The sequence below is a fragment of the Streptococcus sp. IMAU 99161 genome, assembly GCF_014435245.1.
In the GTDB taxonomy this organism is placed as follows: domain Bacteria; phylum Bacillota; class Bacilli; order Lactobacillales; family Streptococcaceae; genus Streptococcus; species Streptococcus lactarius.
Map to the genome: position 1 here is coordinate 105,581 of NZ_JAAPAW010000003.1, position 15,536 is coordinate 121,116.

Consider the following 15,536-nt stretch of genomic DNA (forward strand, 5'->3'; position numbering starts at 1 on the left):
CTTGCTCTCTAGCAAGGACATTATAAGGAGATTTGAATGACTACAGAACAAAACCCTAAAAAGGCGATGGGGCTATCTTTGATCCCAGGTCTTGGGCAAATTTATAACAAACAGAAAGCGAAAGGGGCTATCTTCCTTGCCGTTACGGCTCTCTTTCTCGTTTACTTCCTTGGAAGTGGTGCTGGGGAACTGGCTAAGTTGGTCACACTTGGAACCGTTCGTGGACAAGATAATTCCCTCTTTATCTTGATCCGTGGGGCCTTCCACTTGATCATTACCGTTGTCTACTTCCTCTTTTATGCTTTAAACATCAAAGATGCAGGAACCGTTGCGAAACGAATCAACAATGGGATTGCCGTTCCAAAAACCTTGAAAGATATGCTCCATGCGATCTACGAGAATGGATTCCCTTATCTATTGATTATTCCTTCTTATATCGCTATGACCTTTGCGATTATCTTCCCGGTTTTAGTAACCTTGTTGATCGCCTTTACCAACTACGACTTCTTACATACTGCACCAACAACCTTGCTGGATTGGATTGGGTTCCAAAACTTCACGAATATGTGGACCTTGAGTACCTTCCGTTCAGCCTTCACATCGGTTCTTGGTTGGACCTTTATTTGGGCCCTCGCAGCTTCTACTCTTCAAATCGTACTCGGTATCTTGACCGCTATTGTTGCCAACCAACCATTCGTAAAAGGAAAACGGATCTTTGGGGTTATCTTCTTGCTTCCTTGGGCTGTTCCAGCCTTCATCACGATCCTAACCTTCTCAAATATGTTTAATGATAGTGTCGGGGCCATCAATGCGCAAGTTCTTCCTTTATTTGCGAAAATCTTCCCATTCTTAGATGGGGTCTTGATTCCTTGGAAGACTGATCCTACTTGGACAAAAATCGCTTTGATTATGATGCAAGGTTGGCTCGGTTTCCCTTATATCTATGTCTTGACATTGGGGATTCTTCAATCAATTCCAAACGATCTTTACGAAGCTGCTTATATTGATGGGGCTAACGGTTGGCAAAAATTCCGCAACATCACTTTCCCAATGATCCTTGCGGTTGCAGCACCAACCTTGATCAGTCAATACACCTTCAACTTTAACAACTTCTCCATTATTTACTTGTTTAACGATGGAGGACCTGGTTCTGTCGGAGGAAACGCTGGATCTACAGATATCTTGATCTCTTGGATCTATAAATTGACAACATCGAACTCAACGCCTCAATATTCAATGGCTGCTGCAGTTACCTTGATTGTCTCTGTGATTGTGATCTCAATTTCTATGATTGCCTTCAAGAAACTACATGCATTTGATATGGAGGATGTATAAAATGAAAAATTCAGTTCAATTTAAACGCCGCCTCAATCATTTCTTGACTTACCTGTACATGGTGGTTCTTTCAATCGTTATCATTTATCCATTGTTGATTACGGTTCTATCAGCCTTCAAATCAGGAAATGTCAGTGCCTTTACACTTGATTTTAGTGGCAATCTTAGTTTTGATAACTTCTCAAAACTTTTCTCTGAAACTCACTATGGTACTTGGTATATGAACACCTTGGTGATCGCCATTATCACCATGATTGTACAAACAAGTATCGTTACCTTCGCAGGTTACGCCTACAGTCGTTACAATTTCTTGGCTCGTAAACAAAGTTTGGTCTTCTTCTTGATTATTCAAATGGTCCCAACCATGGCAGCCCTCACAGCCTTCTTCGTTATGGCTTTGATGATGAATGCCTTGAACCAACCTTGGTTCTTAATCTTCCTTTATGTTGGTGGTGGGATTCCAATGAATGCCTGGTTGATGAAGGGATACTTCGATACTGTTCCAATTTCCCTCGATGAATCTGCGAAATTGGATGGAGCTGGACACTTCCGCCGCTTCTGGCAAATCGTCCTTCCTCTTGTTCGTCCAATGATTGCCGTTCAAGCACTTTGGGCTTTCATGGGACCTTTCGGAGACTATATCTTGTCTAAATTCTTGCTTCGTGACGAAGTGAACTATACGGTAGCCGTTGGTCTTCAAACCTTTATCAGTGACCAAAAAAATCAAAAAATCGCCTTCTTTGCGGCTGGTGCCATTTTGATCGCAGTTCCAATCTGTATTCTATTCTTCTTCCTACAAAAGAACTTTGTTTCAGGCTTGACAGCCGGTGGGGACAAAGGATAAAATAGTATTTTGGTACATACATATTTTATTTTTAAGTTAAGGGTAGTATGGCTTTTGGTCCTTACTACCTTTCGTTAAGGATAAAATCCAAATAAGGGGCTCCTTTTATTGCCCTCGTTCTTCATGCTTAGAAAGGTTTTGTTATGCCCTATCCTTTTAATTATTTTGCTAGTATCTTTGATTTCCGCTCTTCATTTGCCAACCGCAAAAAACTCAGCTGGTTTCAAATGCTCTTTACTTCTTTCTTTTTGATTTCTATTACGCTAGTCCCTGTGGCTCTGCAAAACGCCCAACTTAAGACCTATCCATTGACAACCTTTGTTAGCGATGTATTTGATCCTTTAACGGAGGATGTTATGAAAGACTTGAAAGAAAGTGTCCGTATTGACCAGCATGAACTAGTCTATAACAGTCATTTTGGAGTTCATAAGAACAAAGCTGGCCATGTTATCATCGGTCATCACGAAGGAACTTCATTAGGTGAAAAATTAACCCTCTATTTCGATAAGACTCAACTAGTAATTAGCAGAGAAAATAAAGAACTTGCAAGCATTCCTTATCAGGCAATCAATCAAAAGAGTCTTGAAAATAAAGATGCTTTAAGCCAAGCCATTTCCAAAGATTGGTTCCAAGCCAATCGATTGGCCGTTAGCCTCTTCCTCGTCCTCTTCTCAGGTTTCTTATCTGCTGTGAATTTTGCAATTTTAGTATTTGGAGCCTCTTTCTTCCTCTACCTGACTCGAAAATCTCGGCTCTTTTCACTCAAAACCTTCAAGGAATGTTTCAACTGTATTCTCAATTGTTTGGGACTGCCTATTCTACTTAGTGTGTTGATCAGTTTACTCTTCCATCAAGTATTTACCACTACGATTATGATCCAGAACGTCTTATTTGTACTCTATCTTGCCATGGTATTTTATAAGACCCACTTCCGTGATCCAGACTATCACCGTTAGGAGGTTTTCTTATGCGTGTTACCATCAAAGATGTTGCAAAACTCGCTGGCGTCGCGCCTTCTACTGTCACGCGCGTCATCCAAAATAAATCTACGATTAGTGACGAGACAAAAAAACGAGTCCGTAAGGCCATGGTCGAGCTGGACTACCATCCCAACCTCAACGCTCGCAGTCTTGTCAGCCAATCGAGTCAAGTTATTGCTTTGGTCCTTCCAATCGATAGTGACGTTTTCTACCAGAATCCTTTCTTTCCTACTGTTTTAAGAGGGATTACCCAGATTGCTTCAGACAATGACTATGCCATCCAAATTTGTACAGGGCAAAACGAAGAAAAACGTCTCGAGAATCTCAAACAACTGATCTACGGTAATCGTGTAGATGGTTTGATTTTCCTTTATTCCAACCCAAATGATCCACTTGTCGAATTTGCAATCAATGACAAATTCCCCTTCCTCATCCTTGGAAAGGCCGCTTCACCTTTTGTATCGCTGGTGGATAACGACAACATCAAGGCTGCGTTTGATGCGACGGATTATTTGATTCAGCAAAACTATCGAAAAATTGCTTTTATCGGAGGAAACAAGGAGCTATTCGTTTCTCAAGACCGCTACGAAGGATACAAAGAAGCCCTTCAACAGGCTGGCATCCCTCTAGATGAAAAATTAGTGAAGTTTTCATTTGGTTTTATGCTGGAAGATAATTCCTATCAAATTATGGAAACTCTCCCTTTGACCGATCTGGATGCAATTTTGACAACAGATATTCTGGTAGCTGAAGGGGTTCGCAAATACCTTTCTGAACAACAGTTAACCATTCCAATTGTTTCTTTTGATTCCATCAAACCGCGGCTGGATATTGAAGCCTATATCGATATCAATGCTGTCGAATTAGGGCGTGAATCGGTCCGAACAATTCTTCAGATCATCAAGGACCACAAAGAAGGAAAAACTGTTTGCTACCGTCAATTAATTGACCACTCGATTACGAAACTATAGGAGTCTTTATGTCTACATTTACTGCTTATTTAGATGATCAAGACTTGATTCGTATCCAAAAAGGAGAGGAGTGCATCCTTCCTTTTTATTTGGAAACAAATCAAGGTCCCCTTGCTATACTGCCTGTAAAACTTTCCAGTGCAGCCCACGAAAAAGAAGATTATTTCCTAAGTCCTATTCCACTAGAACTTGGAAAAGAATATCGTATTTGTGATGAAACTGGATCTTCTTCTCTTCTTTACTACGGAGAAATCGTTCGTAAACCGATCTTTGATCAAACCTTCACCTATGATGGTGATGATCTTGGAAGTTTCTACACACCCAGCCAGACTCAGTTTAAATTCTGGGCTCCGATTTCGCAAGACGTGACCCTCCATATTCAGGGGCAGGTACATTCCATGACTCGCACTGAGAACGGGGTCTGGGAACTCTTGCTCAAGGGAGACTGGGAAGGGGCTAGCTACCACTATGAATTCCGTGTCAACGGTATCGAACGTCGGATCCATGATCCTTATGCCTTATCTTCATTAGCTAACTCTGGCGATAGCTTGGTCATTGATCGCAAAAAAATAACGCGTCCCATCACACGCGCTGCCAATCAATTAGACCCGACAGATGCGATCATCTATGAAATGAGCGTCCGTGATTTCTCCGTCCAAAAAGAGGCGGAATTTAAACACCCTGGGAAGTTTACGGCTTTGACAGAATCTCCTCAACTGAATGGGGAGAAGCTTGGATTTGACTACATTCGCCATCTTGGCATCACTCATGTACAGCTGCTACCCGTCTATGATTTCGGTAGTGTCGATGAAGAGGATCAATTCAAGGCCTACAACTGGGGCTATGACCCTGTTCAGTACAATGTTCCTGAGGGAAGTTATGCCAGTGATCCAAACGATCCTTATGCGCGAATCCTAGAACTTCAAGAGACTATTGCAACCTATCACAAGGCCAATCTCAGTGTCATTATGGATGTGGTCTACAATCATGTCTACAAGGCAGATGAATATGCTTTTGAACAAATTGTTCCAGGTTATTTTTATCGCTACGATGCAAATGGCGAACGAACCAACGGGACTTTTTGTGGGAATGACGTAGCAAGTGAACGCGCCATGGTTCGTCGTTACATCAAACAGTCTCTCAAGCAATGGGTTGAGCTATACGGCTTTGATGGGTTTCGCTTTGACCTGATGGGAATCCTGGATATCCAAACCATGACAGAGATCGCAGAAGAGCTTCGTACTATCTATCCAAACATCTACCTCTATGGGGAAGGGTGGAAGATGGATACAGGTCTCTCAGAAGAACGGCTAGCCCATCAATACAAAGCTAGCGAATTACCAGCCTATGGCTTTTTCAGTGACAATTTCCGTGATACGATTAAGCGAACACTCTTAGCTGGCCACCGTCGCGACAGCCAGTACCTTGAAAACGACTTTGCCAATATCCTGACAGCAAATGTCGGAAAAATTGGCCCAGCCCATTTCATGCAACCCCAACAAGCTATCCAGTATGTAGAATGTCATGACAATGCGACTGTATTTGATTATTTCCAAATTGAGAAGGGACAAGTCTCTCTAGAAGAAAGAAAAGCTTTATCCCGCCTCGCTCTTCATTTGGTATTACTAGCTCAAGGTGTTCCCTTTATCCATGCCGGCCAAGAATTTTACCGTTCAAAAGGTCTGGAGGAGAATACTTACAACCTCCCAGATAGCCTGAACCAACTAGATTGGACTTCTCTGGCAAATTGTCAGGAAGAAATTTCTTTCATCAAAGAGTTGATGGCCTACCGTAAATCACAACCGCTCCTCCATTTGAAGAGAGGACAAGAGATCCGAGACTATTGTGATATCAACTGGTTATCAGACCATCATTTTACCTACACTATTGAAAAGAATCGTGAGAAACTAACGATTATCGTGAATATTGGGAATCACGAAATAAACTACCACCATCCAACAGATAGCCAATTACTGTTCGCCTATCCGCAGGTCAACCTCCAATCACCGATTGCTAAAGATCAGGAACTCACCCTTTCTGCCCATAGTTGGCTTCTTCTTCACGAAACGTATTAAGTACAAAAATAAGGCCACCACAGGAAATGTGGGCCTTATTTTTAATCTTCCGTTTCCACAAAACGTCCAATGATATGAACGTTGTCTGAAATCGTAATAAAAGCCTGTGGATCAGCCTTTCTCATAATGTATTTGAATTCATTAAACTCTGCACGGGTAATAACCGTCAATAAAACTGCTTTGGCCTGATGGTTATATGTCCCTTCTGCATTGTGGATGATCGTTGCTCCACGATGCAATTTTTTATGGATCTTTTCAATAATAGCATCTGGCTGGCTCGTTACAATCATGGCCTGCATCCGTTTTTGTTTGGTAAAGACAGCATCGGTTACTCGGCTCGACACAAAGATGGTAATCATCGAATAAAGAGCATATTTCCAACCAAAAGTCAGACCTGCAATCAGCATGATGGTCCCATTGACCAAAAAGGAAATGCTCCCGACATTCTTTCCAGTCCGCTTTCGAATGGTCAAACTGACAATGTCCGTCCCCCCACTGGAAATGTTATTCCGAAGGGCAAAACCAATCCCTGTCCCCATGACCACTCCTCCAAAGAGGGCATTCATAATGGGATCGTTTGTCAAGGTAACTACAGGGACAAACTGAATAAAGAAGGAACTCATCGAGACTGTGATAAAGGTAAAAATGGTAAATTTATGACCAATTTGATACCAAGCTACAATCATCAAGGGAATATTAATGGCATAAAAAGTCAAAGAAACCGGAATCGTAAAACCGATAAAACGATGGCTCAAAACAGATAATATCTGAGCCAACCCTGTTGCACCACTAGAATACACATGTCCTGGTTGGAAGAAGAAGTTGACGGCAATAGCTGATAAAAATCCATACAACAGAGATGCCGACACTTTTTCATCGTATTTCTCACGGGAGATACTCTTCATGACGCGCAATAATTTGATATTATAAGCTAGTCTTCGCACATGGTAGCGAAGGAGCTTACTAAAATGAGTTTTATTCATATTCAATCCATTGATCAAATGAAACGAGAACTTTGAGCAAAACGAATTGCTAAACTTCCCGTTCGCTATTTTGTCCTATTCTTGATCTGCTCCCTCTACTTGAAGACTTAATTCATCCAATTGTTTATCTGAAACAAGAGATGGGGCTTGTGTCATTGGATCTGTTGCCTTATTGTTCTTAGGGAAAGCAATAACTTCACGGATATTGTCTTCACCTGCAAGAAGCATCACGAAGCGGTCCAAACCAATGGCCAAACCACCATGTGGAGGGAAACCGTAATCCATAGCTTCAAGCAAGAAACCGAATTGCTCATTCGCAGCTTCTGTTGTAAATCCGAGAGCTTTAAACATCCGTTCTTGTAGCTCTTTATGATTAATCCGAAGGCTTCCTCCACCCAATTCATAACCATTGAGGACAATATCATAGGCAACTGCCCGAACTTTCGAAAGATCACCTTCCAATTCATGCTCTGTTTCTGCTTGTGGCAATGTAAACGGATGGTGGGCAGACATGTAACGGCCTTCTTCTTCAGACCATTCAAACATTGGCCAATCCACTACCCAAAGGAAATTGTATTGATTGTTGTCAACTAAGTCAAGCTCTTTTGCCAAACGAACGCGCAAGGCACCCAGTGTTGTATTTGCCACTTCAAGACTATCAGCTACAAAGAGGACCAGATCCTTGTCTTCCAAGTGTAAAGCTGTTGTCAAGTCACTTGTCACATCTGTCAAGAACTTAGCAACTGGACCATTTAAGGTACCATCCGCATATTTGACCCAAGCAAGACCCTTGGCACCGTATTGCTTAGCTACTTCTGTCAACTTATCAATGTCTTTTCGAGAATAGTGATCCGCTGCACCTTTGACAACAATTGCCTTAACAGCAGGTGCTTCAGAGAAGACTTTGAAGTCTACACTCTTGACAAGCTCTGTCAAGTCTTGTAGCAACATATCAAAACGTGTATCTGGCTTATCTGAACCATATAAGCTCATAGCGTCATCATACTTCATCCGTGGGAATGGAAGTGTCACTTCAATTCCTTTGGTTTCTTTCATGACACGTGCGATTAATCCCTCTGTAATCTCTTGGATTTCTTGTTCACTTAAGAAAGAAGTTTCCATATCAACCTGTGTAAACTCAGGTTGACGGTCTCCTCGTAAATCCTCATCACGGAAGCACTTCACGATTTGATAATAGCGATCAAATCCAGCATTCATCAACAATTGTTTTGTAATCTGAGGACTTTGTGGGAGCGCATAAAAGTGGCCTTTGTTGACACGAGAAGGAACCAAGTAGTCCCGTGCTCCTTCAGGGGTTGACTTCGTAAGAAATGGTGTTTCGACATCGATAAACTCTAATTCATCCAAGTAATTGCGGATCGAATGGGTCACTTTTGCACGCAGTTTGAGGTTGGCCAACATCTCAGGGCGGCGTAGATCCAAATAACGGTAACGAAGACGAGTATCGTCATTTGCTTCAATGCCATCCTTAATTTCAAATGGAGTTGTTTTTGCAGTATTGAGAACCGTAATCGCTTCTACCTTAAGTTCTACTGCACCTGTAGGTAAGTTAGGGTTTGCTTGTTCCCGCGCTTCTACAAGACCTGTAGCTTCAATCACATATTCACTACGGATGCTTTCTGCAGTTGCCATCACTTCTTTTGAGACTGTCTCAGGATTTATGACCAATTGCATGACCCCTTCACGGTCACGTAAATCAATAAAGATTAAGCCCCCTAAATCACGACGACGGCCAACCCATCCTTTCAAAGTGATATGAGTCCCAATGTGTTCTTCACGAACACGTCCAGCATACATTGAACGTTTCATTTCTTCATTATCTCCAAACTAATATTCTTGCTTCTATTTTACCACAAAGACCGGCAGAAATGGCCTTTAGACCTATTTTTTCAAGCCCACTTATGGTTTGTGAACATCTTCTTCCTTTTTAGGATCATCATAAAGGGTCGGTAGGAATACTTTCATTAAATTCGCTGTTCCAAATCTTAGCACCGCCGCTGCTATCCCAAAAATAGGGGATAAGTAGCGAAAAAAGAAATCCCCTCTAAACACATAGGTCAGCATACCTACAATAAAAAAGATGATCACCCCTTGAACCACTGCGTACCTGTATATTTTTTTCACACTGACTCTCCTTTTCTAGTTTTCTCACAATGTTCAAACTTATCCACCATTTTCCCTTTGTTATCCACAAAATTGTGGATAACTATTGATGAATCCTTCTTGAAACGAGAGTGAAGCAATCGCTTCAAGACCTGTTTTCATGATTTTACAAGATCTTTTTCCACATCCTGTGGATAACTTTCCTTGTAAGTCTCATTCCCAGCTTCACTTTTTTCACAAATCAAGGAGCTAGAATCACCTCTAGCCCCTATAATCAAACATTATTTAAACTCTTCTGGTGCTCCCGTATATTGAGACCAATCATTTGTAAAGAAACGATCATTCAGATGGTAAGTCGGTGCCTTTTCAGCTTTGGTGACAAATGGATTAACCGCTTTGTCAAAGGCAATCCACCCATTCCAGCCCATGTGAATCGTATCTTCCATAAAGTAAGACTTATCTCCATCTTTAGAGAAGTCTGCAATATTGGTAAAGCCTTGACTTTCCAGTTGATAACGAATCTTGTCCACTGCTCGATCGTACATATCTTGACTCAGACCTGTATATTTCATCCATTTGGCATTGACAGGAGGAATCACAAAGATCACATTTGTGTGTGATTTCGCAAACTGATCTAGGACCAATTGTAAGTCATTGTACTCAGGAGATTGTACATAGGATTCGTTTTTTTGGAAGCCCTTCAGTTTTTTCAGCTTCATTTTTAAGCGCGTATTATAAAAATGATTGCTGATCCCAAGGTCATTGTTATTGGTTTTAACTTTTGCTTCTGCTGTTGCAATTTCTTCTAACTTTTCATACGAAAATTCATCCGGTAAGTCTTGTAGACGTTTTTTAACTTTCTGATCGTAATTCCCATTTGTTCGGGTAGCAAGATTGCTAAACAAGGCATCCTCCCGTTGAACGAGATGTGAAACCAACTGATTCAACTGACGATCAAATGTTGAAATTTTCTTCCCTTGAGAAATTTTCGTCACAACACTTTGAAACGCAACGTTTGGAAACTGTTGTAAAAGACGTTTTGCAGCATACTCAGAAGCAGCACCATCTTGATGGTTGGCAATGAAGCTATTCAACTGATCGCTATTAAAGAATTGTTGAAAGGCAGAGGAATCATAGCCCTTCTTGGTAAACCATTGCGGAGAAACCACATAAACAGCCGTATTATCTTTGAGTTCTGGCAAAATCTGTTGCATTCCAAAATACTGGTTCAAAGAAGCCGCACCACGTTCTCCTAAAAAGTAGGGTCTGTAATTACGGTCATATTTTTCAGCCAAAACTGCTGGATGCACCACATCAAAACGCAACCATTCACTTGATCCGAAATAAGGAACAAAGCGATGCTGTGGATCCGAAAGTGCTTCTTGCTTCTTTGTACGACTCTTGAAGCCTTCTGCATTTAGACTAACGGCAGCCTTTTTTTCTTCCGTATAGTTGTGTTTATGATTGACCGGATATAAAGCTAGTAAGGTCACCACCATAAGAAGGGCACAGAAAACCGGCCCTAAAATCAACCATAAACGCTTAAGCATTCTGAAGCTCCATCACACCTTCTACGATTTTGTTTGCAGTGTTCCAGTCATCGCGTCCAAATTCAGACACAGGAACACGGATTCCAAATCGACTTTCCAACTCAACAATCAATTCAACTGTTCCCATGCTATCAAGGACACCCGCATCAAAAAGATCCTCATCCATCATGTCTGAGACATCTTCCATAAACAATTCGTCAATAATTTCAATTACTTGTGATTTTACATCCATTTTTTATTCTCCTTTTATTTCACTTTTGGGAACCATTGCTGATCCAAGAATCCTGAGAAGATCAGGAAGGACAGCATCACTGTATTAAAGGTGATAAAGATCCCCAAAGCCTTGGTCCAACGATTGTCCGGTATCGGATCCAATCCTTTTGCTTTTCTTTCTTTATTAATAGATTTTTTCTTTCGAATCCAGGCATCATTGATAACCATTCCAATCCCATGGAAGAGCCCATAAGCGATATAGTACCAAGTCACTCCATGCCAGAAGCCCATGACCAACATATTAATAATGTAGGCAACATTTGAGGTCGTGATCCGACTCTTGAAGACTTTGTTACGCATCAAGACCATGACGAGACGCATAAAGACAAAATCACGGAACCAGAAAGATAAACTCATATGCCAGCGATTCCAGAATTCCTTCAAATCACGAGAAATGAAGGGGCGATTAAAGTTGATTGGACTCTTAATCCCCATCAGATTAGAAGCTGCTAAGGCAAACATCGAATATCCCGCAAAGTCAAAGAAAAGATCTAAACCGTAGACATACATGACACCTAGTGTTCCAAGGTTAAAGATCCCTCCTTGAGACAAGGCATAGGTCTGCACATGTCCTAGTAGTAAGTGTCCAAAAATATGAGCCAGGATAAATTTGTAGAGGAAGCCGTACATGATATATTTAACAGCTTGCTCCAACATATCCAACAATTCATCACGCTCTGGGATTTTTTTGTAATCCTCATCAAAACGCTTGAAACGATCAATCGGGCCACTTGAAAAGGTTGGCATAAAAAGCATAAAGCGCAAGAATTCCCAGAGAGTGAATTCTTTCAAAACACCGTCTCGCATTTCAATAATCATCCCGACAGCCCGGAAGGTCAAATAGGAAATCCCTAAAAATCCTAGTAAAGATTGATGACCGTGCTTGATGGCAGGTTCAACCTTTACAAAGATCAATGGTAAGACGGATAAGAAGGAATGCAGGTAGAAAATCCACTTATTATCCGCCTTCTGACGATAAAACTTGTAGGAATACACAATCAAGATTTGCCATACCACATAAAATAGTAAGGCATAAATTTGCTTGAGATCCGTCCCCGTCAGCATCAAAATAATAAAGGCAAAACTGACGACTCCTTCATAGATTGGAAATCTCTTCTTGTAAAAGAGTCCAACAAAGATTGGCAAGAAAGCTACAATGAGGTAGATGAAGTAGACCGGCGTTCCATAGTGTTCTAAATGAGGGAGCTGTTTCAAAAACTCGATCATCGGTTATTAACCTCGCTAATCAACCCTTTGATGTCGATTTTCCCATTTGGTGTTAACGGCAAACTATCACGGTAAAGGAATTTCGATGGCATCATATAAGACATCATGATATCTTCCAAATCTTCCTTGATGGCTTTCGTAATATCAATTTCCCGTTCAAATTGCCCTTTGACACCATCTTTTAGGATGACATAAGCCAAGAGGTTTTGAACTTTATGATCTTTGTTGTAGCGCGGTACAGCAACAGCCGACTCAATATACTTGGATTTGTTCAAGTTTTGAGAGACATCTTCTAGCTCGATGCGGTAACCGTTAAACTTAATTTGGAAGTCCATTCGACCACCGTAGAGAAGAAGTCCTTCATCTGTCATGGTTCCAACATCTCCTGTGTGGTAGGCTGGAAGACCTTCAAACTCAAAGAAAGCTTCAGCCGTTTTTTCAGGATTGTTCATATAACCTTTGGAAACCGCAGGCCCAGACACGATGATTTCTCCCTGTTCCCCGTTTGGCAATTTATTTCCATCTTCATCGATCACGAAGGTTGGAGAATCCGCCTTTGTATAGCCAATTGGCAGACGTTTCAAAGTAGCCAACATCTCATCGGTCACAGCTACAGCTGAAAGAGCTACAGTCGCTTCCGTTGGACCATAGGCATTGATGATGCGCGCATGTGGGAACCGTTCACGCAATTTTTGAGCGGTCTTGACGGTCAACTCTTCCCCATCAAAATAGAAATGAGTGATTGCTGGCATCTTTTCAGCATTGAAATCCTCAGACAACATGGCCATATCCGCAAAAGATGGTGTTGAAGTCCAGATAGCAATTGGAAGAGAAAAAATGGTCGCAAAGAGTTGTTTAAAGTCTTGGGTGATGGCTGATGGAAGAGCATAAAGTGTGCCTCCAAGAGCTAAGGTTGGTGCCCAATACATGACAGACAAGTCAAAAGAATAGGGTGGTTGCGCCAACATTTGCGGACGCTCTGGCGTTGCAAATTCCTTATCCGTGATCATCCAGTTTGTAAAGCTGAGCAAATTATCATGCGAAATCTGCACCCCTTTTGGCTTCCCTGTTGTCCCTGAGGTAAAGATAATGTAGTAGTTATCATCTCCCTTAACTGAATGCTGCAAGTCATAAGCATTCTGAGCTGCATAGGCCGCACGAACCTCGTCCAGGCTCAAAATAGGAGTGGCTCCACTTTCTAGTGGAAATTCATGAATGGCAATAATCAAACTTGGTTCTGCCACTTCGACAATGGCTGACACGCGCTCCAAGGCTGAATGACTATCAATTGGAATGTAGGCATGGCCTGATTTGGTCAAGGCGACAAAGGTTGCCAACATTTCATATTCTTGTCCACCAAATACTACAACTGGAGATTTTTTAGGAAGGCCCAATTGGTCAATGTGGGCCGCTAAACTATCCGAATCTGCCTTGAGCTGACCATAAGTATGCTCTTCTCCAAGGACATTGTAGACAGGATAGTCTGGTTGCAACTGAGCATAGCGTTCAATCGTATCGATCATATCGTGAATGGGTTGGTTTGACACAGGTAAGAGTCTCCTTTTCTAAAATTCATTGTAAATAAAGCCACCTTGACCTTGACCAAGGTAACTAAAGAAATAAAGCAGGGCTAAGAAAATGGCGAAATACAAGACCGTCTGCCCGATAAATTTATAAAGTGTTTTATGTTTCATAAGGTTCACTCTTCATTTTGGTTGTTATTGTCTATTTTACCATTTTTTATACCAAGTAAGCAATTTTAAACATAGCAAGTAGGTCTTGGAAAACGTTATCATTTGTCGCTTGCTATTTTTTCATTGCAAGTTGCCTAGATCCCTCCTTGATGAAGCCATTTCAAGGCCAACTCTAGGTCTACATCATTCTCCAAGTGGCGGGGCGACCATGGGACCAAAATGTCCGGTTGGACCCCTTTATCCGTCATACTCTTGCCATGATCTATCGCTAACGACCTAGAAGTTGGGAAAAAGAACTGGTATTCTCCATAATCTACCTCACAGCAATTTGAATAATCTAAAATTCCCAGTGTCGGACGCCCCAGTACTGTCACTTTCTGAAAATTCTTCATCATGCGGACGAAATTATCTCCGGATGAACCACAATAAACATCTGACAAGAGAACAATTGATTCTGGATAGGCTTTCCCTTTGATATCTGGGAAAAATTCTGAATCATCTTCACCGTAGGTCAGATAGCCTTTCCCACGATTTTTTAACAGCTCCTCTTTCATTTCTTGAATCAATTGCTTGGTTTCTTGGCTAAGGTATTCCTGTTGCAGCAAATCCTCAAAATCCTTCAAACGTATATCTGCATTTCGATTGGTGTAGAGAATCTCCATACCCTCATCCTGCCACTCTATCGCGTCATAGCCTTGACCTTCTGACAAAGCAAGATGCAATAGTGGGAAATACAAGGAGTCGGTCCCTCCGCTATTTTTCCGAACATCTATCACTAGATATTTCGTCTCCCGAAGGAGGGACAAACACTCTTGGTATAAGTGGCTAATCGCTTGTTCTTCCATAAAATTATCCAAGCGAAGATAGACGGTCTCCTCATCCAATTGTTTCCAAAATATATGATCCTGAATCGGCTCTCGGCTGGGGATTACTTCAATGGTCTTTTCCACCCCTTCTCGAAGCAGGGTAACCTTTGTCGACTGAGAGACAAAATCCGCCCATTCTCTATAGTTTCTTTCGGGGGTCTTACTGATAAAATAGTCCTTATGAAGAGACGCTACTTGCTTCAAGTCACTTCCATTCAGACCTAGGATTTGATCTCCTACTTGAAGACCCGTATCCTCATTTGTCACTTCTACATAGAGACCATCTTCTGTCGAGCGCAACAAAAAACCTTTATTGGGGGCCTTTTTCTTTCCAAAGGAAACATGACCAATCACCCCAAAACTAGCTAGGTATGTCTTAACTTGGTAGAGAAAGGCATCATCCGTCATATCATCTGTAATTTTTTCTCGAAAACGATCGGGGTCGCATCCTTTTTGATCCTTGATGGTAGATGAATCATAGCTCATAATCGAGACGACATCTTCAAAAATAGCAGTCTTTTTCATAAAGGATTCCTTCAATTTTTTAGAAACAGTATACCACTTTTTCTTAAAAAGTTCTTAAAAACCTAAAAAACTATCCTAAAGTAGGATAG

Annotated in this window: 14 protein-coding genes; 5 read left to right on the forward strand and 9 right to left on the reverse strand. The window is 41.4% G+C overall.

What is annotated here, in order from left to right; translation table 11 throughout:
- Positions 1-36 precede the first annotated feature (36 nt).
- From HA044_RS01060 to pulA, 5 genes are all read left to right on the forward strand, one after another.
- Positions 37-1,335 carry a sugar ABC transporter permease gene (locus tag HA044_RS01060; protein WP_187538448.1) on the forward strand — a complete coding sequence of 433 codons (1,299 nt, stop codon included), beginning with the start codon at positions 37-39 and terminating at the stop codon, positions 1,333-1,335.
- Position 1,336: 1 nt separating this feature from the next.
- Positions 1,337-2,179, forward strand: coding sequence for a sugar ABC transporter permease (locus HA044_RS01065; protein WP_187538450.1), 843 nt, complete (start codon positions 1,337-1,339; stop codon positions 2,177-2,179).
- Between the two features lie 143 nt (positions 2,180-2,322).
- Positions 2,323-3,135 (forward strand): DUF1189 family protein, encoded by an 813-nt coding sequence (locus HA044_RS01070; RefSeq protein ID WP_187538452.1) that lies wholly within the window; start codon positions 2,323-2,325, stop codon positions 3,133-3,135.
- An 11-nt stretch (positions 3,136-3,146) separates the two neighbouring features.
- Positions 3,147-4,130 carry a LacI family DNA-binding transcriptional regulator gene (locus tag HA044_RS01075; protein WP_187538454.1) on the forward strand — a complete coding sequence of 328 codons (984 nt, stop codon included), beginning with the start codon at positions 3,147-3,149 and terminating at the stop codon, positions 4,128-4,130.
- Positions 4,131-4,138: 8 nt separating this feature from the next.
- Positions 4,139-6,205, forward strand: coding sequence for a type I pullulanase (gene pulA / locus HA044_RS01080; protein ID WP_187538456.1), 2,067 nt, complete (start codon positions 4,139-4,141; stop codon positions 6,203-6,205).
- Positions 6,206-6,246: 41 nt separating this feature from the next.
- Here the strand turns inward: pulA and HA044_RS01085 are convergent, their stop codons facing one another.
- From HA044_RS01085 to HA044_RS01125, 9 genes are all read right to left on the reverse strand, one after another.
- The gene (locus HA044_RS01085) at positions 6,247-7,188 is read right to left on the reverse strand and encodes a YitT family protein (protein WP_187538458.1); all 942 of its coding nucleotides are present in this window, start codon (positions 7,186-7,188) and stop codon (positions 6,247-6,249) included.
- Positions 7,189-7,263: 75 nt separating this feature from the next.
- Positions 7,264-9,018, reverse strand: a complete 1,755-nt coding sequence (aspS, locus tag HA044_RS01090; RefSeq protein ID WP_187538460.1) for an aspartate--tRNA ligase — start codon at positions 9,016-9,018, stop codon at positions 7,264-7,266.
- A gap of 90 nt (positions 9,019-9,108) precedes the next feature.
- Positions 9,109-9,333, reverse strand: a complete 225-nt coding sequence (locus HA044_RS01095) for a hypothetical protein (protein ID WP_187538461.1) — start codon at positions 9,331-9,333, stop codon at positions 9,109-9,111.
- 260 nt (positions 9,334-9,593) lie between these two features.
- Positions 9,594-10,862 (reverse strand): D-alanyl-lipoteichoic acid biosynthesis protein DltD, encoded by a 1,269-nt coding sequence (gene dltD / locus HA044_RS01100; protein ID WP_187538463.1) that lies wholly within the window; start codon positions 10,860-10,862, stop codon positions 9,594-9,596.
- Complete coding sequence (gene dltC / locus HA044_RS01105) at positions 10,855-11,094, reverse strand: D-alanine--poly(phosphoribitol) ligase subunit DltC (protein WP_187538465.1); 240 nt, start codon at positions 11,092-11,094, stop codon at positions 10,855-10,857. The genes dltD and dltC overlap by 8 nt, the downstream gene beginning before the upstream one ends.
- A gap of 14 nt (positions 11,095-11,108) precedes the next feature.
- Entirely contained in the window at positions 11,109-12,362 is a 1,254-nt protein-coding gene (dltB, locus tag HA044_RS01110) for a D-alanyl-lipoteichoic acid biosynthesis protein DltB (protein ID WP_187538467.1), read from the reverse strand.
- Complete coding sequence (gene dltA, locus HA044_RS01115) at positions 12,359-13,909, reverse strand: D-alanine--poly(phosphoribitol) ligase subunit DltA (RefSeq protein ID WP_187538469.1); 1,551 nt, start codon at positions 13,907-13,909, stop codon at positions 12,359-12,361. Before dltA ends, dltB begins: the two co-directional genes overlap by 4 nt.
- Before the next feature lie 18 nt (positions 13,910-13,927).
- On the reverse strand, positions 13,928-14,056 hold the full coding sequence (locus HA044_RS01120; protein ID WP_003002102.1) for a teichoic acid D-Ala incorporation-associated protein DltX: 129 nt from the start codon (positions 14,054-14,056) through the stop codon (positions 13,928-13,930).
- A 134-nt stretch (positions 14,057-14,190) separates the two neighbouring features.
- The gene (locus tag HA044_RS01125; RefSeq protein WP_187538471.1) at positions 14,191-15,447 is read right to left on the reverse strand and encodes a S41 family peptidase; all 1,257 of its coding nucleotides are present in this window, start codon (positions 15,445-15,447) and stop codon (positions 14,191-14,193) included.
- Between the last annotated feature and the right edge of the window lie 89 nt (positions 15,448-15,536).